Below are 19,802 nucleotides of genomic sequence, written 5' to 3' on the forward strand. Positions count from 1 at the left end.
TTTGCCTCGGCTCCTGCGGGGAGCGAGGCTTGGACGGTTTGGTCCCCCCACACGCATCCCCCACGTGTTTCTGGAGATCCTCGCGGATCTCAGCTCCTTCCGATCTTTTGGGACGTCATGCACATTCGCGATCTTCCGTACTCGGATCCCGGCGATCCCGACGTCCGGTCGGGCCCTCGCTTCCTGCTCTGGCTCGGCCGCAACCAGATCCGCGGACAGCTCAAGTCCATGGCGTGGGGTCTGCTGCACCAGTGCTCTCTCGCGGGGCTGCCGCTCGCCGTGGGGTTCGCCGTCCAGTCGGTCGTCGACCGGTCGGGCGGACGGCTGGCGCTGGCCGGCGGCATGATCGCGGTGCTCGGTGTACTGATCGCGGTGGGCGACACGATGCTCCACCGGACCGCTGTCACCAACTGGATCACCGCTGCCGCCCGCGTCCAGCAACTGCTGGCCCGCAAGACCGCGGAGCTCGGCTCGGCGCTGACGCGCAGGGTCGCCGCGGGCGAGGTCGTCGCGGTGTCCACCGGCGACGTGGAGAAGATCGGCTGGTTCGTCGAGGCGCTCTCCCGCTTCGCCGCAGCCGCCGCGGCCCTCGTCATCATCTGTGTCGGGCTCGTCCTCTATCTGCCCTCGCTCGGCGTGCTCGTGGCGCTCGCCATGCCCCTGCTCGCCCTGGCCGTACTGCCGCTCCTCCCCCGGGCCACCCGCCGCGCCGACGTCCAGCGCGAGAAGGCCGGAAAGGCCACCGAGCTGGCCTCGGACACGGTGGCCGGACTGCGCGTGCTGCGTGGCATAGGCGGCGAGGAACTGTTCCTCGGCCGCTACCGGCGCGCCTCCCAGGAGGTCCGCAGGGCTGCCGTGCGCAGCGCGCGGATGTGGTCGCTGATCTCGGCGATCCAGGTACTCCTGCCGGGCGTGCTGCTGATCTCACTGGTCACCTACGGGGCGGCGCTGGCCCGGGACGGGAAGATCGACGTCGGCCAGCTCGTGACGGTGTACAGCGCGGCGACGCTGCTGCTGTTCCCGTTGCGGCACTTCGAGGAGATCGCCATGGCGTACTCCTTCTCCCGGCCGTCCGCCCAGCGTGCGGTCCGGGTCCTCTCGCTGAGCCGGGTCGCGCGGCCGTCCACCATCGACGCCGCGCCGACCGGTGACCTGTACGACCCGGTCACGGGTCTGCTGGCTCAGGAGGGCCTGTTCACCGCGGTGGTCTGCGGCGACCCGGACGAGGCGGGCCGCCTCGCGGACCGGCTCGGCGGCCATGCCCAGCCGGCCGTGGCGAAGGAGGGTGAGGCCGAGGAGGCCGCGTCTCCCGAGGTGCCGTCGGTCCTGCTCGGGGGCGTACCCCTGGACGAACTGGAGCTGGATGCGGCCCGGACCGCCGTGCTGGTCCAGGACAAGGACCCGGTGCTGCTCTCCGGAACGCTGCGGGAACTGCTGGACGTGCCGTCGTCCGGGCGGGTGGCCGCCGTCGACGCGCTGGCTGCCGCGCAGTGCGGCGATGTCCTGGACGCGCTCGCCCAGGCGTCCGTCGACGCCGAAGGCGACCCCATGAGCACCCGGATCACCGAGCGCGGCCGGTCGCTGTCCGGCGGCCAGCGGCAGCGGCTCGCCCTGGCGCGGTCCCTGGTGACCGACCCTGAGGCCCTGGTCCTCGACGAGCCGACGTCCGCCGTCGACTCGCACACCGAGGCGCGGGTCGCCGAGGGCGTCAAGGCGCTGCGCAAGGACCGTACGACGGTGGCGTTCGCCTCGTCACCGCTGCTGCTCGACCTGGCGGACCGGGTCGCGCTGGTCCACGGCGGGACCGTGGTGGCGGTCGGCACCCACCGTGAACTGCTACGTGACGAACCGCTCTACCGCGCGGTCGTCACCCGGGAGACCGAGGACGAGATCGCCGCGTCGGGACCGGACATGAACGAGGACATCGACACGATCGGCACGATCGAGGAAATCGAGGAGAGGGCATGACCGGCCTCGCACCACCGTCCTACGACCCGGCCGCCCCGGAGTCGGCGACGACCCTGCCGGTCGGCACCCCCACGACCGTACGCACCTATGTCCGGGAGCTGATGCGGCGCCACCGGCGGCCGTTCGTCGTGGTCACGGCGCTCAACTGCGTGGCGGTGGTCTCGTCGATCGTGGGTCCGTACCTGCTGGGCGGACTGGTCGAGGACCTGTCCGACGGGGTCGCCGACCTTCATCTGGAGCGCACCGCAGCGGTGTTCGCGGTGGCGCTGGTCATCCAGACCGTGGTCACCCGGATGATGCGGCTGCGCAGTGCGATGCTGGGCGAGGAGATGCTGGCCGATCTGCGTGAGGACTTCCTCGTGCGGTCGGTCCGGCTGCCGCCGGGCGTACTGGAGCGGGCCGGCACGGGAGACCTGCTGTCCCGGATCACCACGGACATCGACCGGCTCGCCAACGCCATGCGCGAGGCTGTGCCACAACTGGCCATCGGTGTGGTGTGGGCGGGGCTGCTCATCGCCGCGCTGGCCGTGACCGCTCCCCCGCTGGCGCTCTCGGTGCTCGTCGCGCTGCCGGTGCTGATCATCGGCTGTCGCTGGTACTTCCGCCGGGCTCCCTCGGCGTACCGCTCGGAGGCGGCCGGTTACGCGGCGGTCGCGGCGATGCTCGCGGAGACGGTCGATGCCGGACGGACCGTGGAGGCGCACCGGCTGGGGGCGCGGCGGGTCGCCATGTCGGACCGGCGGGTTGCGGAATGGACCGCGTGGGAACGGTACACATTGTTCCTGCGGTCGGTGCTCTTCCCCGTCATCAACGCCACGTACGTGACGATTCTCGGCGCGGTCCTGATGCTCGGCGGCTGGTTCGTCATCGAGGGGTGGCTCACCGTCGGTCAGCTGACGACGGGTGCGCTGCTCGCGCAGATGATGGTCGATCCGATCGGCCTGATCCTGCGCTGGTACGACGAGTTGCAGGTCGCCCAGGTGTCGCTGGCCCGGCTCGTGGGGGTCCGGGAGATCGAGCCGGACGCCGGTGACGCGGGCGTGTCGCCGGACGGCCGCGAAGTGCGAGCTGCCGAGGTGCACTTCGGCTACCGGGCCGGTCTCGACGTGCTGCACAAGGTGTCGCTGGATGTGGCTCCGGGTACGCGGATGGCGCTGGTGGGTCCGTCCGGTGCCGGCAAGTCCACGCTGGGCCGGCTGCTGGCCGGGATCTATGCTCCGCGGACCGGTGAAGTGAAGCTGGGTGGTGCGGAGTTGTCGCAGATGACGGCGGAGCGTGTCCGTACGCATGTGGCCCTGGTCAATCAGGAGCACCATGTGTTCGTCGGCTCGCTGCGGGACAACCTGCGCCTCGCCCGTACCGGTGCCGAGGACGCGGAGCTGTGGGCCTCGCTGGCCGCGGTCGACGCGGACGGCTGGGCGAGGGTCCTCGACGAGGGGCTGGACTCCGAGGTCGGGTCGGGCGGCCTGGTGCTCACCCCGGCGCAGGCACAGCAGATCGCGCTGGCGCGGCTGGTGCTGGCCGATCCGCACACGCTGGTCCTGGACGAGGCGACGNGGCACGGTGAAGGTTGCCGCGCAGCCCGTCCCCGGGAGCGCGCCACCGCCGCCTGCGGATGTCACCGCGCCGGCGGTGGCGCGCTCCCGGGGACGGGCTGCGCGGCAACCTTCACCGTGCCGGGAACGGGCTGCGCGGCAACCTTCGCCGTGCCGGCGGATGACGTGCGCGGCCGGAGCAGGACCGCGGACACCAGCGCGGCGAGCAGCGTGAGCGCCGCGGCGACGATCAGGCACAGCCGCAGTCCGTCGAGGAAGGCGTCGCCCATCGCGCCCAGGGCCTGTCCGGTCTGCGCGCCCAGGTTCATCTGGGCGACCGCGCCGAGGCCTCCCTCGCGGGCAGTCTCCACGATGGTCCGACGGCCGGCTCCGGAGATCCCCGCGTCCGCGAGATGGGCAGGGAAGGTGTCCAGGGCGCGGGACGTGAGGAGGGCTCCCAGCACGGCGGGGCCCAGTGCGCCCCCGATCTGGCGGAAGGCGTTGTTGCCGGCTGCGGCCATGCCGGCCAGGTGCTGCGGGACGGAGGCGACCGCGGTGGCCGTCATGGGCGTCAGGATGCCGCCCATGCCGATGCCCAGCAGGGCCAGCCGCCATGCGATGGAGACGAACGACGTGTCCGCGTCGAGGGTGGTCATCGAGAGCAGCGCGCCGGAGACGACGAGCAGCCCGGCGGTGATCAGGATACGGGCGTGAATCCTGTGCATGAGGCGGNAGATCATCGCGACCAGGGTGGTGGCCGTGAACGCCGGGCTGCGGAACAGGGCCAGGTCCAGCATCGGGCTGTCGCTGCGCCGCTCGGCCAGGACGAAGGCCACCGCGCCGGCCGCGGCGATGAACAGCGCCGCCAGGACCTGCGCGTCGGTGAAGGAACCGGCACCGCCCTCGATGACGCCGTACACCAGGGCGGTGATCGCAACCGCGGCGGTGATCTGGCCCGGCCAGTCGAGCCGTCGCCCGTGCGGGGCGCGCGAGTCGGTCAGCAGTCGCGCGGCGAAGACCGTCGCGACGAGTGAGACGGGAATGACCAGGAGGTAGATCCACCGCCAGTCCGTGTGCTCCAGGACAAGTCCGGCGATCAGCGGGCCGACGGCCAGCGCCATCAGGAGCGAGGTGGCCCAAAGGCCGATGAACTTGCCGCGCTCCCGGTGGTCGGGCACCGCGTGGCTGATCAGGGCCAGGGTCGTGGGGAGCAGCGCGGCGGCACCGAGTCCGGCGAGTGCCTGGCCGGCCCAGAGCACCTCGATCGACGGTGCCGCCAGCGCGACGGCGGCGCCGGCGGCGGAGAACAACAGGCCTGCCTGGAAGACCTTCTTGCGTCCGTGGACGTCGCCGACCACTCCGGCGGTCAGGATGAACGCGGCCATGGGCAGAACGAACGCGTCCTGGACCCAGGACAGTTGGGCCGTCGACGCGTCGAGCGCCGCCTGGATGGCGGGCAGGCTCACGGCGACGGTGGTCACCGGCAAGTAGGCGACGAAGACGCCCAGGCAGGCCATGACGAGCGTGGCCGTCCGCCGGTCGGGCCGGCTGCTCGCCGCGGGTGTGACGTTCAAGGAGGTGCTCCTTTGCGACGCTGTGCGCCGCGGTCGATGTCCTGTCCGGAGCGAGGGCCTGGCGTCTCCCGGCCCTCGCGCCCCGTACCGGGAACGGTGCCGGATCGGAGCCCAGCATCGACGACACGACGCAGAATCAACGAAGCGAGCGGGGTTTGCGAGGACAAACCTCCATCCTCACGCGGCTACGTGCCACACTTCCACCGTGATCGACGACGTGGACATGAGAATCCTCCGCACGCTCCATCGCGCGCCGCGCGCCCCGTTCCGGCTCATCGGCGAGATCAGCGGGGTGTCGGAACAGACGGCGGCCCGCCGCTATCAGGCCCTGCGCCGGGCGGGCGTGATGCGGGTCGTGGGCCTGGTCGATCCGGCCGTACACGGTGAGGCGCAGTGGGTCGCCCGCATCCGCTGCCGCCCCGACCGGGTCGCTCCCCTCGCCGACAGCCTGGCCCGGCGGCCGGACATCGCCTACGTCGGCATCGCCTCGGGCGGCTCGGAGATCATCTGCGTCATCCGCTCACCGCTCCACGCCCCGCGCGCGGACATGCTGCTCCAGCAGCTTCCCCGGTCCACGGCCGTCCTCGACGTGAGCATCGATCTGCTCATCCATCCGTTCGGCGACCCCGGCACGGCCGGCTGGACGGGCTACGGCGGACACCTCACCGCCGAGCAGGAACAGCGGCTGGCGGGCAGCCGGCCCTCCGTCCCGGACGGCCGGCTCCTCCCCCTCACCGCGGAGGACGGCCCGCTGCTCGACGCCCTCGCCGAGGACGGCCGTACCTCGCACACACAGCTGGCCGGAGCCACCGGATGGTCGAAGGGCCGCGTCGCCCGCCGGCTGGAGTCCCTGGAGACGTCCGGCACCCTCTCGTACGACATCGACCTGCTGCCGGAGCATCTCGGGTTCCATCTCAACGCCACCCTCTGGCTGCGCGTCGCCCCCGCCCGCCTGGAGCGCACCGGGAACGAGATCGCCCGTCACGAGGAGGTCGCGTTCGCCGCCGCCACCAGTGGCGACCACAACATGATGGCCATCGTCATCTGCCGGGACGCCGAGGAGTTCTACCGCTATCTGACCACGCGCCTGGCCGCCACTCCCGGCGTCGACGCCTACGGGGTCAGCATTCGGGTGCGCCGCCTCAAGCAGGCCGCTTCCCTGATCTCGCACGGCCGTCTGGTCCCTCCCGCGCCTGCGTAGACGCGGGGCGGGCCGCCGGCCGTCAGATGAAGTTCATGGCGGCGGCCCCACCCACTCCCCCGAGCACCATGAACGCCGGCATCAGCACCTTCAGCTCCACCCAGCTGCCGGCCCTGAACCGCATGAACTTCGGCGGGCCGATCGGGTACCAGCGCTTGCGGCCGACCGGGATCGGCCACAGGATCGGGCAGCCGGAGACGGTCAGCGCGTCGCCGATGTCGTGGACGAGGGCGCCGAGCACGATGGGCAGACCGAGCCAGAGGTATTCCTGGCCGGGGGCGTCGAAGAGCCAGTCCGAGCCGTTGCCCGGCTTGTCCAGGACGCCCGCGAGAATCCATGCGCTGGTCGCGCCGAGCAGCCACACCAGGACGTCGCTGGACACCCGGGCGGCCCGCCAGAGCAGCCCTTCGACGGCGAGCACCAAGTGGACGAAGAGGATCGCCAGCACCGCCCACCGGCCGCCGGTGACCGCCGCCGCGGAGGCGCCCGCTCCTATCAGGACCGCCCACAGCCAGGTGTGGGTGAGCGTCCTGTGGCCGCCGTTGCGGTTCGAGTCGCCTCGCATCTTGGTGGCCTTGTAGACGGCGTGCGAGAGCTTGTCGACGATCTCGCAGAGTCCGCGGGAGACCGGTCCGAAGGCGCGCGAGATGGTCGCCGACTTGTGGTCGAGGTCCGGGGCGAGCGCGGCGCCGGCGGTGATCAGCGCGCCGACGACCAGGACGGGCCACGGCATGGTGTGGCCCGCGGCAGCCGCCGCCGCGCCCACCCCCAGCCAGGCCGCTGCCCCTGACAGAGAGTGTGCCGGTCCCATCATGGCTGTTTCCGCCCCCGTAGGTGTCGTGAGGTGCGACAGGTATCGCCTGTGCACATGTTCCGGCCATCAACGTTGCGGTGCGGCCGAGTTGAGTGGGCAGCGTATCGTCCGTGATCTTCGTACCGTCGTCCGGTTCCCTCATCGGGGTGGAAGACAGGCAAGATGGGGGCGTGACCCTTATCGATCAGCTGCCCCCGACCGACGACCCCGACGCCCTCTTCGAGGCTTTCTCGTCATGGACCGAGACGCAGGGGATCACTCTCTATCCGGCTCAGGAGGAGGCGCTGATCGAGGTGGTCTCCGGGGCCAACGTGATCCTTTCCACGCCCACCGGGTCCGGAAAGAGCCTGGTCGCGGCGGGTGCGCACTTCACCGCGCTGGCCCAGGACAAGGTCACCTTCTACACCGCTCCGATCAAGGCGCTGGTATCGGAGAAGTTCTTCGACCTGTGCAAGCTGTTCGGTACGGAGAACGTCGGCATGCTCACCGGTGACGCCTCGGTCAACGCCGACGCCCCGGTGATCTGCTGCACCGCCGAGGTGCTGGCGTCCATCGCGCTGCGTGACGGGAAGTACGCGGACATCGGCCAGGTCGTCATGGACGAGTTCCACTTCTACGCGGAGCAGGACCGCGGCTGGGCGTGGCAGATCCCGATCCTGGAACTGCCGCAGGCCCAGTTCGTCCTGATGTCGGCCACGCTCGGTGACGTCCGGATGTTCGAGGAGGACCTGACCCGCCGCACCGGCCGCCCCACCTCCGTGGTGCGCTCGGCGACCCGGCCGGTCCCGCTCAGCTACGAGTACCGGCTGACGCCGATCACGGAGACGATCACCGAGCTCCTGGACACCCGGCAGTCGCCCGTCTACATCGTGCACTTCACGCAGGCCGCGGCCGTCGAGCGGGCACAGTCGCTGATGAGCATCAACATGTGCACCAAAGAGGAGAAGGAGAAGATCGCCGATCTCATCGGCAACTTCCGCTTCACCACCAAGTTCGGCCAGAACCTCTCGCGTTACGTACGCCACGGCATCGGTGTGCACCACGCGGGCATGCTGCCGAAGTACCGCCGGCTGGTCGAGAAGCTCGCCCAGGCGGGGCTCCTGAAGGTCATCTGCGGTACGGACACGCTCGGCGTCGGCGTCAACGTGCCCATCCGCACCGTGCTGTTCACCGCCCTCACCAAGTACGACGGCACCCGGGTGCGGACCCTGCGGGCCCGTGAGTTCCATCAGATCGCGGGCCGGGCCGGCCGGGCGGGATTCGACACGGCGGGCTTCGTCGTCGCGCAGGCCCCCGAGCACGTCGTGGAAAACGAGAAGGCGGTCAAGAAGGCCGGCGACGACCCGAAGAAGAAGCGCAAGGTCGTCCGCAAGAAGGCCCCCGAGGGCTTCGTCGCCTGGTCCGAGACCACCTTCGACAAGTTGATCCAGTCCGACCCGGAGCCGCTGACCTCCCGTTTCCGGGTCACGCACACCATGCTGCTCTCGGTGATCGCGCGTCCCGGCAACGCCTTCGAGGCGATGCGGCATCTGCTGGAGGACAACCACGAGCCCCGCAAGGCGCAGCTGCGCCACATCCGCCGGGCGATCGCGATCTACCGGTCGCTGCTGGACGGCGGCGTGGTGGAGCGGCTGGAGAAGCCGGACGCGGAGGGCCGCATCGTGCGGCTCACCGTCGATCTGCAGCAGGACTTCGCGCTGAACCAGCCGCTGTCCACGTTCGCGCTCGCCGCGTTCGAGCTGCTGGACGCCGACTCGCCGTCGTACGCGCTGGACATGGTCTCGGTGGTGGAGTCGACACTCGACGACCCGCGCCAGATCCTCGCCGCGCAGCAGAACAAGGCGCGCGGTGAGGCGGTCGGGCAGATGAAGGCCGACGGCATCGAGTACGAGGAGCGGATGGAGCTCCTCCAGGACGTCACGTACCCGAAGCCGCTGAGCGAACTGCTGTGGCACGCCTACGACGTCTACCGCCAGAGCCACCCGTGGGTCAGCGACCACCCGGTGTCGCCGAAGTCGGTGATCCGCGACATGTACGAACGCGCCATGACGTTCACGGAGTTCACGTCGAACTACGAGCTGGCCCGCACCGAGGGCATCGTGCTGCGGTATCTCGCGAGCGCGTACAAGGCGCTGGAGCACACCATCCCGGACGACATCAAGTCCGAGGACCTGGAGGACCTCATCGCGTGGCTCGGCGAAATGGTCCGTCAGGTCGACTCCAGCCTCCTCGACGAGTGGGAGCAGCTCGCCAACCCCGAGGTGGAGACGGCGGAGCAGGCGCAGGAGCGCGCCGACGAGGTCAAGCCGGTCACGGCCAACGCCCGTGCCTTCCGGGTGCTGGTACGCAACGCGATGTTCCGCCGGGTCGAGCTGGCCGCGCTGGACCGGGTCCGCGATCTGGGCGAGCTGGATGGGGACGCGGGCTGGGACGAGGACGCGTGGGGCGAGGCGATGGACGCGTACTGGGACGAGTACGAGGAGCTGAGCACCGGTCCGGACGCCCGCGGACCGAAGCTGCTGAAGATCGACGAGGATGCCGAGCACGGCCTGTGGCGCGTCCGGCAGACGTTCGCCGACCCGAACGGCGACCATGACTGGGGCATCAGTGCCGAGGTCGACCTGGCCGCGTCCGACGAGGAGGGCCGGGCGATTGTCCGGGTCACCTCCGTGGGCCAGTTGTGAGCGCGCCCGTACCGGTGGCGCCGCTGCGAGAGTGGAGAAGAACCGCATGACGAACCCCGTCGAGCGCCTGGTCGACCTGCTCGACCTGGAGCGGATCGAGGTCAACATCTTCCGCGGCCGCAGTCCCGAGGAGTCCCTGCAGCGGGTCTTCGGCGGGCAGGTCGCGGGGCAGGCGCTGGTGGCGGCGGGCCGCACCACGGACGGGGACCGGCCGGTGCATTCGCTGCACGCCTACTTCCTGCGGCCGGGCCGTCCCGGGGTGCCGATCGTCTACGAGGTCGAGCGCGTCCGGGACGGCCGGTCGTTCACCACCCGCCGGGTGACGGCCGTGCAGCAGGGCCGGACCATCTTCAATCTGACGGCGTCGTTCCACCGCCCGGAGGAGGCCGGTTTCGAGCACCAGTTGCCGCCGGCCCGTGTCGTGCCCGATCCCGAAGAGCTGCCGACGGTCGCCGACGAGGTGCGCGAGCATCTGGGCGGACTGCCGGTGGCGCTGGAGCGGATGGCGCGCCGTCAGCCGTTCGACATCCGCTACGTCGACCGGCTGCGCTGGACACAGGAGGAGATCAAGGACGCGGACCCGCGCAGCGCGGTGTGGATGCGTGCGGTCGGCCCGCTCGGTGACGATCAGCTGGTGCACACCTGCGCGCTGACGTACGCGAGCGACATGACGCTGCTGGACGCGGTACGCATCCCGGTGGAGCCGCTGTGGGGGCCGCGCGGCTTCGACATGGCGTCGCTGGACCACGCGATGTGGTTCCACCGGCCGTTCCGGGCCGACGAGTGGTTCCTGTACGACCAGGAGTCGCCGGTGGCGACCGGCGGGCGGGGTCTGGCGCGCGGCAGGATCTACGACCGCGAGGGCAATCTGCTGGTGTCGGTGGTGCAGGAGGGGCTGTTCCGGCGGCTGGGCGAGCAGCGGTCCTGACGACTGCCGCGCGGCGCGTGCCCGGTCGTACACGTCTCAGGTGCCCGGCAGCGCGTCCTGTTCGACCTCGTGCCGGCGGGTGCGGATGTCCGGCGGAGCCGGGTGCAGTTTGGCGTCGCAGGCGGGTCCGAGGCCGGTGCGGCGCGAGGCCGTGCCGGTGAGCGGGCGCCCGCACATGCGGCAGCGGACCGGGCGGCGGCCGGTGGCCGCGGCGGTGCCGGGCAGCGGCTCGGCGTCGGGGGCGGGTTCCGAGGGCTCCATGCGTCGATCATCCCAGGGTTGCGGGGGACTTCGGGCTTCGCGCTGCCCGAGGTAGCGGGGACTTCGGGCCTCGCGCCTCCCGGGGCAGCGGGGACTCCACGCGTCGTGCGTCCCCGGAACCCGTCTACCCTTCGAATTCCGGTCGCGCACAACGGAGGAGTCGCCCGTGACCAACGCCCTGCAAGTAGTGGCCCTGCCCACGGACGCGAAAGCCGGCGGCGTGGTCCGTCCGGGCGTGGCCGAAGGCTTCGGCCACGTCGTCGTCGACCCGTCCCCGGGCCGGTTCGACGTGGTCGCGTACCTGGAGCGCGAGCTGCCGCCGGGTGGCATACCCGCGTATCTCGCGGCGCGGAAGGACGGTGCCCGTTCGTTCGTGCTCTGGGCCGAACCGGAGCGCCGCACCCGGCTGGCCACGCTCGTCACCACCTCGGCGGGCAACGGCGTCTCGGAGTACCAGGTGTGGGGCGGTCAGGGCGAGCTCCTCGGCACGTTCGTACGGGAGAAGGCGCTGTCCGGCAAGGGGCTGCGCACGCGCTGGACCGTCGCCCAGCCGGGCTGCCCGGCGGCCGTCGGGTCCAAGGGCCGGATCTTCTGGTGGTACGTGTGGTGGCCGCTGTTCCCTCTGTGGGTGCTCATCGGCGTGGCGAGCGTCTTCGGCGGCGGCGGTGACGTGCCGCGCGGGCCGCGGCGCATCGTCTGGCGGGCCGGTCGGGAAGCGCCTCTGGAGTACCGCTCCGACGACCGGGTCGTCGTGCACGCCCCGTGGGTCGACCAGCGGCTGGCGGCCGCGCTCACCGCGGTGGTCCGTTCGTTCGACAGCTGGATCGGCACGCCGTGGGACGACAAGAAGAAGTGACGGCCGGCCGGCCGGACCTCGTGCCGCACCCCTCGCGCCGTTAGGCCGTTGGATGGATACCGCGGCCCCCTGCCCCCTGTGGGCGCGCGCCTGACCGCTCTGCCGCGCCCTTGCCGCGGAAGGTGGTCGCGCGCGGTGTTCCGCGGGCCGCGACCGCAGCCCGCGGCACCGGAGGGATGTCGTCCGAGGAGGCGCTGTTATGACGGCCGATCAGGTGCTCGTGGGTCTGGGACTGATCGTGGTGCTCGCAGTCGCCTCGCAGCTGCTGGCGAACCGGCTGCGCGTCCCGGCACTCCTCGTCCTGCTGCCGGTCGGGTTCACGGCCGGGGCGCTCATCGACTCCGTCGACCCCGAACAGCTCCTGGGGGCCGCCTTCTCCCCGCTGGTGTCCCTGGCGGTGGCGGTGATCCTTTACGACGCCGGGCTCGGCCTGGACCTCAAGCGGCTCAAGGGCCACACCCGCAGGGTCGTGCACCGGCTGCTCGTGCTCGGGACGGTGCTCACCGTGGTGTCCGCCGCGCTGTTCGCCGTACCGGTCCTGGACATGTCGCTGGGGGCGGCGGTGATGCTCGCCTCGATCCTCGTCGTCTCCGGGCCGACCGTCGTCGGGCCGCTGCTCGGCTTCGTCCGGCCCACTGAGCGGCTGCAGCGCATCCTCATCTGGGAGGGCTCGCTGATCGATCCGGTGGGCGGCATCCTGGGGGCGCTCGTCTTCCACGCAGTTCTCGTGGGCGAGCGGCCGGGGTTCGGCCGCCAGGTGGGCGAGTTCGCGGCCAGTGCCGCGGTGGGCGTCGCCGGCGGGGCGCTCGGCGCCGGCGTGCTGTGGCTGCTGCTGCGGCGGGTGCGACTCAGTGAAGAGCTGGCCACCTCGGTGCAGGTCGCCGCCGTGATCGGCATGGCAACGGCATGTGACGCGTTGCGCGACGACACGGGCCTGATCTCCGCCGTGGTGATGGGGATGGCCATGGCCAATCTCCCGGGCCTGGACCTTCCCGCGCGGCGGCCCTTCTTCGACACACTCGTCTCACTGATCATCGGTCTGCTGTTCGTCTCCATCTCGGCCACGGTCACCCCGTCGTCGCTGCGGCACGTGGTACTGCCGTCGCTCGCGCTGGTCGGTCTGCTCGTCCTGGTCACCAGACCGCTGGTGGCGCACCTGGCCACGCTGCGCACCGACGTGCCGCGCGGGGAACGGTGGTTCATCGGCTGGATGGCACCACGCGGCATCGTCGCCGCGGCCACGGCGTCCACGTTCTCCGCCGACCTGATCGACAAGGGCGTCACGGGTGCCGAACGCATCCTGCCCGCCACCTTCCTCGTGATCGTCGCCACGGTGATGCTGTACGGCCTGACGGCGTTCCCGGTCGCTAGGCGGCTCGGGGTGCTGCGTCCGGCGCGGTCCAGGCCGCTGCTCGTCGGCGGCGCACCGTGGGCGGTCGACCTGGCGTGTGCGCTGCGTACGGCGGGGCTGGACGTCCTGATGTGGGCCGGCGCGGAGCGTGAGCGGGAGCGGATCGTGGAGGCCGGGCTGACGCTGGCCCCCGGTGAACTGCTCGCCGCGGCGACCGGCGCCGGCGCGGAGCTCGAAGGGATCACCGGGGTGCTGCTGCTCACGGACGAGAACGACTTCAACGCCCTCGCCTCGACGACCCTGCGCGAGAGCGTCGACGGCTCGGTCCACCGGCTCGCCTCACCGTCGGCGAGCCACGGGGTGGTCGCGCCGTACACGGGCGGTGAGTCGCTGTTCGGTGAAGGTCTCACCGGGCCCGAGCTCGCCCGCCGGTACGAGGCGGGTGCCCGGGTGGTGGTACGGCCGGCCGGCGGCGCGCTCCCGGACCGTCATGCGCTGCTCTTCGTCGTGAGTCCGGACAAACAGCTCACCCCGGTCACCGGCACCCGGACACCTGCTCCGGGCGCCGGTGACAGCGTCATCCTGCTGAGTCCGCCCACCGGCGTGCTCACCGGCTGACCGCCGCGGCACGGCCGGCCACCGGCCGGACCGTGTGACCGCACCCGGATCACCCCACCGTGTCGCCACCCCCGGACTGCCGTCGGAACAGGGCGGTCGCAAGGATTCCCGAGCCGAGGAGACAACCAGCATGTCGGCCGAACCCGCCGGAACACCCGCAGACCGGCAACCCGACCCCGCCGGAGCACCCGCCGCCCCTCAACCCGACCCCGCGGCCCTGATCCGGACCCGGGGCTACGCGGTCCTGCTGGTGATCGTGGCCGTCCTGGGAGTCCCGATCTCGGCGGGGGCCTTCGGCTTCCTCGCGCTCGTCTCCGAACTGCAGTCCCTGACGTACGACGACCTGCCCAAGGCTCTCGGCTTCGCGGGGACGCCCTCGTGGTGGCCGGTGCCGCTGGTCGGTGTGGCGGGGCTGCTGACGGGGCTGGCCATCCGCTGTCTCCCGGGAGACGGCGGGCACAAACCGGCCGAGGGGCTGGTGAGCACCGGTGCGCCCTCGGCCGCGCAACTGCCCGGCATCGCGCTCGCCGCCATCGCGTCGCTCTCCCTCGGCGCGGTGCTCGGCCCCGAGGCACCGCTCATCGCACTGGGCGGCGGTACGGCCGTGTACGCGGTGCGGCTGATCAAGCCGGACATCGATCCGGGGGCGAGCGCGGTGGTGGGGGCCGCGGGCAGTTTCGCGGCCGTCAGCGCCCTGCTGGGCTCGCCGCTCCTGGGCGCGTTCCTGTTGATGGAGGCCTCGGGGCTGGCCGGGCTGATGCTCGGGGTGGCTCTCGTGCCGGGGCTCCTGGCGGCCGGGATCGGTGCGCTGATCTTCACCGGCCTGGGCTCGTGGACGGGACTCGGCACGTACTCATTGGCACTGCACGAGGTACCGCCGGCCGACAGCCCCAGCGCCGCCGAGTTCGGCTGGGCCGTCGTCCTCGGGCTGGGTGCCGCGCTCGTGGGGGCGGGGATCCAGCGGCTGGCGCTGTTCCTTCAGCCTCGGGTGGAGCGGCGCCGGGTGGTGGCCACGGTGGTCATGGGCCTCGCGGTCGGCGTGCTCGCCCTCCTGTACGCCGAGATCACCGGGAACTCCGCCTCGCAGGTGCTGTACTCGGGCGAGCACGCGCTTGATCCGCTGCTCGCGGACAGCGTCCGGTACTCGGCGGCCACCCTGGTGGTGCTCATCGTCTGCAAGTGCCTGGCCTACTGCGCCTCCTTGAGCGCCTTCCGGGGCGGCCCCATCTTCCCGGCCATGTTCGCCGGTGCGGCGGGCGGCCTCGCGCTCTCCCATCTCCCGGGACTGAACCCGACCTCCGGGTTCGCCATGGGGATCGGGGCGATGTGTGTGGCGATGCTGAAGCTCCCGATGACGTCGGTGCTGCTGGCCACGCTGTTGCTGGGGTCCCAGGGACTCACCGTGATGCCTCTCGTGATCGTCTCGGTGGTCGTCTCCTATGTCGTCACGCTCAGGATCACTCCCCCGCCGGCGGCGTTCGCCACGAAGCCGCCCGCGCCGTAGCGACGGCGCCGACGGCTGCGGCTCGTTCCTTCTCAGACCCGCTCGCGCTCCCCGCCCGACGCGCAGAGCGCCCAGATGATGAAGATGTCCAGCGCGATGAGCACGATGGACCACAGCGGGTAGTGCGGCAGCCAGACGAAGTTGGCGAGTGCGCCGAGTCCGGCGAGGACGATGCCCACGGCACGGGCCCAAGCGGCCCCGGTGAACAGGGCGCAGCCGGCGAGAACGATGACGATGCCGAGGATGAGGTGGATCCAGCCCCAGCCGGTCAGGTTGAACCGGAACACGTAGTTGCTGGTGGTGACGAAGACGTCGTCCTTGGCGATGGCGGCGATTCCCTGGAAGATCGCCATGGCCCCACCGAAGATCATCAGGATGGCGGCGAAGGCGGTCCAGCCCGTCCGGAACGGGTGGGAGGAATCCGCGGCGGCGTCCCGCGCCGTCCCTGGCTGGTTGCTGGTACTGGCCATGTGGGCCTCCTCGGGTAGCGGTACCACCCGGCAGGACCGAAGCGCCCGGCCGGGCGTCCCCCGGGGACAAGCCTGGCACGGCGGCGCGCTACCGGCAGCACAGGGAAGCCCGGCGCTGCCGGTAGGCCATCGCCGCTCATCTCCATATGGAGATATGATCTCTACTATGAGAAACGAGGCCGGGGCCGTGGAGGCCGGGCTCGCGGCGCGCCTGGGCGAGCTGCGGATGGAGCGGGGCTGGTCGCTGGACGAGCTGGCCCGGCGCAGCGGGCTGAGCCGCTCGACGCTTTCGCGGCTCGAACGCGGCGAGCTGAGCCCGACGGCCGCCCAGCTCGGCCGGCTGTGCAGCGTCCATGAGCGGACCATGTCGCGGTTGCTGCTGGAGGTGGAGGCGCAGCCGCCGCAGCTGGTGCCCGCCGGGCGGCAGGCGGTGTGGCGTGACGAGTCGACGGGTTTCGTCCGCCGGTCCGTCTCGCCTCCGCACGCGGGTCTGCGCGCGGAGGTGATCGAGGGCCTCCTCGACGCGGGTGCCGTGATCGCGTACGAGAATCCGCCGGTCCCCGGTCTGGAGCAGCACATCTGGGTTCTGGAGGGGACGCTGGAGGTCACCGTCGACGCCACCGCGCACACGGTCGGCCCGGGCGACTGTCTCCGGTTCCGGCTGCGTGGCCCCTCGCGTTTCCACTGTCCGGGCCCGGAGCGGGTCCGGTACGCACTGATGATCGTCGCACCGTGAAAGGACCTGCCGCATGACCGAGATCGTTCCGGTGTCCGGGCCCGAACTGGTCACCTACGCCGATGAGCTGGCCGCCCTCCTCGTGGAGACGGTCGACGGCGGATCGTCCGTGGGCTTCCTCGCCCCGCTCGACCGGGGAGCCGCCGCGTGCTGGTGGCGCGAGCGGGCCGGGACCGTGGATGCGGGGCAGCACCAGGTCTGGATCGCCCGGGACGGTGAGCGGATCGCGGGCACCATCGGCCTGGCCCGCGCTCCGCTGCCCAACGCCCGTCATCGCGCGGAGGTCGCCAAGCTGATGGTCCGTCCGTCGGCACGGGGTCAGGGGCTCGGCAGGCGACTGCTGGACGCGGCGGAGCGCTCGGCGGCGGAGGACGGCGTCACGCTGATGGTCCTGGACACGGAGAGCGGCAGTCCGGCCGAGCGGCTGTACCGCTCGGCCGGCTGGACGGAGTGCGGCTCCGTTCCCGACTACGCCACCGACCCGGCGGGTGTCCTGAAGCCGACCACCTTCTACTACAAGGCGGTCGGCCGGGACCGTGCGGGGTCCGTTCAGGCGGTGAGCCCCTCGACGTCCTTGTAGGCGACGCCGTCCTTCATGACGACCAGGATGTTCGCGGGGTCGCCGAGGGCCCGGATGTCGTCGAGCGGGTTGCCGCGGGCGATCACGACGTCGGCGCGCTTGCCGGGCTCCAGCGTGCCGATCTCGGCGGCGAGGCCGAGGAGTTCGGCCGCTTCGGCGGTTCCGGCCCGCAGCGCGCCCATGGGAGTCATGCCGCAGTCCACGAGATGGCCGAGCTCGCGCAGGTTGGTGCCGTGCTCGGCGATGCCGCAGTCGGTGCCCATCGCGATCCGCACCCCCCGCTCGATGGCGCGCGGGATGTGCCGGTGGGCGACGTCCTGCCAGTGCTTCTTCTTCGCGTACGCCCAGGGCGCCGCCTTCCCGGGGTCCGGGTCGGTCCGGGCGGTGGTGAGCGTCGGCACGAGGAAGGTGCCCCGTTCCAGCATCAGGCCGATGGCCTCGTCGTCGATCTCGTAGCCGTGCTCGACACTGGCGACACCGCCCCGGACGGCGTTGAGGATCCCGCCCCGGCCCTGGGCGTGGGCGGCGACCTTCTTGCCGCGGTGTCCGGCGGCGATCTCCGTGATCGTCCGGATCTCGTCCTCCAGGAAGCCGTCGTCGTCGGGCTGGTCGGTCGGGCTCCACACACCGCCGGTCGCCGCGATCTTGACGCAGTCGGCGCCCTGGCGCAGCACCTCGCGGACGGCCCTGCGGCACTCGGCGGGTCCGTCGGCCAGCCGGCCCATGGCGTTCTCGTTGGGGCGGTGGTCGTTGCCGGGCCGGAAGTCGCCGTGCCCGCCGGTCGGGCTGAGCATGGAGACGGCGACCTGGAGGCGTGGGCCGACGAGCAGGCCCGATTCGACGGCTCGCCGGTGTCCGGCGTCCGCGCCGCCCAGGTCCCGGGCCGTGGTGACGCCGGCTTCGAGGGTCTGCCTCATCCGGGGTCCGGCCAGGAAGGTCAGCAGGCTGTGCGGCAGGGAGGCGATCTCGGCGTGGCTCATCGCCGTTCCGGGCGCGGCCATGTGGACGTGGCAGTCGATGAAACCCGGGAGTATCGCGTCTCCGCGTACGTCGATGCGCCGGGTCGTGGCCGTGGTGGCGGGCCTGTCCGCGGTGCGGCCCGCCCACCGGATGAGGCCGTCCTCGATGAGAACCGCTCCGTCACGGACCGGGTCGCCCCCGGTGCCGTCGATGAGCAGGCCGTTGTGCAGGAGTACGGATGCGGTGGGGGTGGGCATGGCGCTGTTCCTTCCCTGGAGAGGGTGCAAGGGGGCGGGGCGGAGGTTCAGTTGGCGGACTTCGCGGGACGGGCTACGACCGCCGCGGCGACGGCGACGAGAACCGATACCGTGGCGCAGCACCACCACACGGTGGTGTAGGCGTCGATCGTCGGGATCTCGGTGCCCTGGAAGGTGAGGGCGGTGAGGATGGCCGCGAAGACGGCCCCCGCGACGGAACCGCCCACGGTCTTGGCGGTGTTGTAGATGCCGGTGGCGATGGCGGTGCGCTCGTGCGGGCTGGATTCGACGATCAGGACGGGCATCGCGCTGAGGGCGAGTCCGACGCCCGTGCCGACGATGACGTTGACGACGACGAACTGCCAGGGCTCGTCGTGGGCCGCGATCAGGATCAGGTAGCCGATCGCCATGAGGCCGCCGCTGAGTCCGAGGGCGCCGCGTCCACCGATGAGCTTGAACAGACGGGAGGCGAAGAGCGAGGCGATGAACGCCATGGCACCGGACGGCAGCATCAGCCAGGCGATACCGAGGGCGTCGTAGCCGAATCCGTAGCCGACCTTGTCGGCCGGTGAGGACACGAAGAGCACCAGCGCGGTCTGGGCCCCGAAGAGGGCGGTGCCGAGCAGGAAGCTCGCCGCGTAGACGGGGAACAGGGTGCGCCGCACGGTGAGGCGGATGTCGACGATCGGCTCGGCGACACGGAGTTCGACCAGGACCCAGGCGGTGAGGGTGATCGCGGCGACGGCGAAGAGGCCGAGGGTGGCCGCGTCGGTCCAGCCCCACTTGGGTCCCTGGGAGATGCCGAGCAACAGTGTGGCGAGACCGATGCTGAGGAGTCCGGCCCCGGCCCAGTCGACCCGGCCCCGGGCCCGGGTCCTGGATTCGGGCACCAGGAAGAAGACGACTCCGGCGCACAGGACGGTGGCCGCGGCCGGGATCCACAGGACGCCGTGCACGGAGGAGATGGCCTCCCGGAGCAGTCCGGCGACGACCATGCCGGCGCTGGCGCCGAAGGTCAGCGCGCCGACGAGCATGGCGATGGCACTGCGGGCGCCGGAGGCGTCGAGCCGGTCGCGGACCAGTCCGATCTCCAGGGGCAGGAGCGCGGCGAGCGGTCCCTGCAGCACGCGGCCAACCAGCAGCACCTCGAAGGAGGGCGCCCAGGCGACGAGGACGGAGCCGACGGCGAGGCAGAGGACGGCGACGCGCAGGAGCCGTCGGTGGCCGTACATGTCGCCGAGCCGGCCGAACAGCGGCACGGAGACGGCGGCGGCGAGCAACTGTGCCGCGTTGACCCAGTTGAGGTCGCCCGCACCGACGCCGAGAACGGTGCCGAGTTCGGGCAGCAGGGTCGGCATCATCCCCTGGATGATGCCGCTGGTCAGTTCGACGAAGACCAGGAATCCGACGACCGCGGCGACGCGGGTGGCGCCGGGGCCGGGCGCGCCGGTGCCCGTGGTGGGCTGGATACGCGACATGGGTTCTCCACTTGGGCACGGCCGCGC

15 protein-coding genes and 1 pseudogene are annotated in these 19,802 nt (G+C 71.6%); 10 read left to right on the plus strand and 6 right to left on the minus strand.

What is annotated here, in order from left to right; translation table 11 throughout:
• The first annotated feature begins 117 nt into the window (after positions 1 to 117).
• Both JGS39_RS00295 and JGS39_RS00300 read left to right on the plus strand, forming a co-directional pair.
• Positions 118 to 1,968, plus strand: a complete 1,851-nt coding sequence (locus JGS39_RS00295) for an ABC transporter transmembrane domain-containing protein (RefSeq protein WP_219566427.1) — start codon at positions 118 to 120, stop codon at positions 1,966 to 1,968.
• Positions 1,965 to 3,575: pseudogene (locus JGS39_RS00300) on the plus strand (ABC transporter ATP-binding protein); the annotation flags it as partial. The gene JGS39_RS00295 and the pseudogene JGS39_RS00300, both read left to right, overlap by 4 nt.
• 11 nt (positions 3,576 to 3,586) lie before the next feature.
• Here JGS39_RS00300 and JGS39_RS00305 read toward each other — a convergent pair.
• Complete coding sequence (locus tag JGS39_RS00305; protein WP_372456122.1) at positions 3,587 to 5,077, minus strand: MFS transporter; 1,491 nt, start codon at positions 5,075 to 5,077, stop codon at positions 3,587 to 3,589.
• Between the two features lie 205 nt (positions 5,078 to 5,282).
• Here JGS39_RS00305 and JGS39_RS00310 point away from each other — a divergent pair, with 205 nt between their 5' ends.
• Entirely contained in the window at positions 5,283 to 6,278 is a 996-nt protein-coding gene (locus JGS39_RS00310) for an Lrp/AsnC family transcriptional regulator (RefSeq protein ID WP_219566428.1), read from the plus strand.
• Between the two features lie 22 nt (positions 6,279 to 6,300).
• Here JGS39_RS00310 and JGS39_RS00315 read toward each other — a convergent pair whose 3' ends face one another.
• Positions 6,301 to 7,092 carry a metal-dependent hydrolase gene (locus JGS39_RS00315; protein ID WP_219566429.1) on the minus strand — a complete coding sequence of 264 codons (792 nt, stop codon included), beginning with the start codon at positions 7,090 to 7,092 and terminating at the stop codon, positions 6,301 to 6,303.
• Between the two features lie 170 nt (positions 7,093 to 7,262).
• Between JGS39_RS00315 and JGS39_RS00320 the strand changes: the two genes are divergently transcribed.
• Together JGS39_RS00320 and JGS39_RS00325 are read left to right on the plus strand one after the other, a co-directional pair.
• Positions 7,263 to 9,776 carry a DEAD/DEAH box helicase gene (locus JGS39_RS00320; protein WP_219566430.1) on the plus strand — a complete coding sequence of 838 codons (2,514 nt, stop codon included), beginning with the start codon at positions 7,263 to 7,265 and terminating at the stop codon, positions 9,774 to 9,776.
• A gap of 46 nt (positions 9,777 to 9,822) precedes the next feature.
• Positions 9,823 to 10,704: an acyl-CoA thioesterase gene (locus JGS39_RS00325; RefSeq protein ID WP_219566431.1), complete on the plus strand. Its 882-nt coding sequence runs from the start codon at positions 9,823 to 9,825 to the stop codon at positions 10,702 to 10,704.
• 36 nt (positions 10,705 to 10,740) lie between these two features.
• Here the strand turns inward: JGS39_RS00325 and JGS39_RS00330 are convergent, their stop codons facing one another.
• Entirely contained in the window at positions 10,741 to 10,965 is a 225-nt protein-coding gene (locus JGS39_RS00330) for a DUF6011 domain-containing protein (RefSeq protein ID WP_219566432.1), read from the minus strand.
• 166 nt (positions 10,966 to 11,131) lie between these two features.
• On the opposite strand from JGS39_RS00330, the gene JGS39_RS00335 reads away from it, so the two are divergent.
• From JGS39_RS00335 to JGS39_RS00345, 3 genes are all read left to right on the plus strand, one after another.
• Entirely contained in the window at positions 11,132 to 11,821 is a 690-nt protein-coding gene (locus JGS39_RS00335; RefSeq protein ID WP_306069162.1) for a hypothetical protein, read from the plus strand.
• 199 nt (positions 11,822 to 12,020) lie between these two features.
• Entirely contained in the window at positions 12,021 to 13,790 is a 1,770-nt protein-coding gene (locus tag JGS39_RS00340; protein ID WP_219566433.1) for a cation:proton antiporter, read from the plus strand.
• A gap of 130 nt (positions 13,791 to 13,920) precedes the next feature.
• Positions 13,921 to 15,294: a chloride channel protein gene (locus JGS39_RS00345; RefSeq protein ID WP_219566434.1), complete on the plus strand. Its 1,374-nt coding sequence runs from the start codon at positions 13,921 to 13,923 to the stop codon at positions 15,292 to 15,294.
• 32 nt (positions 15,295 to 15,326) lie between these two features.
• On the opposite strand, the gene JGS39_RS00350 is transcribed toward JGS39_RS00345, so the two are convergent.
• Positions 15,327 to 15,764, minus strand: a complete 438-nt coding sequence (locus JGS39_RS00350) for a DUF7144 family membrane protein (protein WP_219566435.1) — start codon at positions 15,762 to 15,764, stop codon at positions 15,327 to 15,329.
• Between the two features lie 166 nt (positions 15,765 to 15,930).
• On the opposite strand from JGS39_RS00350, the gene JGS39_RS00355 reads away from it, so the two are divergent.
• Together JGS39_RS00355 and JGS39_RS00360 are read left to right on the plus strand one after the other, a co-directional pair.
• Complete coding sequence (locus JGS39_RS00355) at positions 15,931 to 16,500, plus strand: helix-turn-helix domain-containing protein (RefSeq protein ID WP_219566436.1); 570 nt, start codon at positions 15,931 to 15,933, stop codon at positions 16,498 to 16,500.
• 13 nt (positions 16,501 to 16,513) lie between these two features.
• Positions 16,514 to 17,080: a GNAT family N-acetyltransferase gene (locus tag JGS39_RS00360; protein ID WP_219566437.1), complete on the plus strand. Its 567-nt coding sequence runs from the start codon at positions 16,514 to 16,516 to the stop codon at positions 17,078 to 17,080.
• Here JGS39_RS00360 and JGS39_RS00365 read toward each other — a convergent pair.
• Together JGS39_RS00365 and JGS39_RS00370 are read right to left on the minus strand one after the other, a co-directional pair.
• Entirely contained in the window at positions 17,050 to 18,297 is a 1,248-nt protein-coding gene (locus JGS39_RS00365; protein ID WP_219566438.1) for a metal-dependent hydrolase family protein, read from the minus strand. The two genes, JGS39_RS00360 and JGS39_RS00365, sit on opposite strands and share 31 nt — an antisense overlap.
• Before the next feature lie 47 nt (positions 18,298 to 18,344).
• The gene (locus JGS39_RS00370; protein WP_219566439.1) at positions 18,345 to 19,775 is read right to left on the minus strand and encodes an MFS transporter; all 1,431 of its coding nucleotides are present in this window, start codon (positions 19,773 to 19,775) and stop codon (positions 18,345 to 18,347) included.
• Positions 19,776 to 19,802 lie beyond the last annotated feature (27 nt).

This window comes from Streptomyces poriferorum (assembly GCF_019399235.1).
Classification (GTDB): Bacteria; Actinomycetota; Actinomycetes; order Streptomycetales; family Streptomycetaceae; genus Streptomyces; species Streptomyces poriferorum.

Coding starts and splice junctions, on each gene's coding strand:
- JGS39_RS00295 (WP_219566427.1), top strand. CDS start 118: ATGCACATTCGCGATCTTCCGTACTCGGATCCCGGCGATCCCGACGTC.
- JGS39_RS00315 (WP_219566429.1), bottom strand. CDS start 7,092: ATGATGGGACCGGCACACTCTCTGTCAGGGGCAGCGGCCTGGCTGGGG.
- JGS39_RS00325 (WP_219566431.1), top strand. CDS start 9,823: ATGACGAACCCCGTCGAGCGCCTGGTCGACCTGCTCGACCTGGAGCGG.
- JGS39_RS00330 (WP_219566432.1), bottom strand. CDS start 10,965: ATGGAGCCCTCGGAACCCGCCCCCGACGCCGAGCCGCTGCCCGGCACC.
- JGS39_RS00340 (WP_219566433.1), top strand. CDS start 12,021: ATGACGGCCGATCAGGTGCTCGTGGGTCTGGGACTGATCGTGGTGCTC.
- JGS39_RS00345 (WP_219566434.1), top strand. CDS start 13,921: ATGTCGGCCGAACCCGCCGGAACACCCGCAGACCGGCAACCCGACCCC.
- JGS39_RS00350 (WP_219566435.1), bottom strand. CDS start 15,764: ATGGCCAGTACCAGCAACCAGCCAGGGACGGCGCGGGACGCCGCCGCG.
- JGS39_RS00355 (WP_219566436.1), top strand. CDS start 15,931: ATGAGAAACGAGGCCGGGGCCGTGGAGGCCGGGCTCGCGGCGCGCCTG.
- JGS39_RS00360 (WP_219566437.1), top strand. CDS start 16,514: ATGACCGAGATCGTTCCGGTGTCCGGGCCCGAACTGGTCACCTACGCC.
- JGS39_RS00365 (WP_219566438.1), bottom strand. CDS start 18,297: ATGCCCACCCCCACCGCATCCGTACTCCTGCACAACGGCCTGCTCATC.
- JGS39_RS00370 (WP_219566439.1), bottom strand. CDS start 19,775: ATGTCGCGTATCCAGCCCACCACGGGCACCGGCGCGCCCGGCCCCGGC.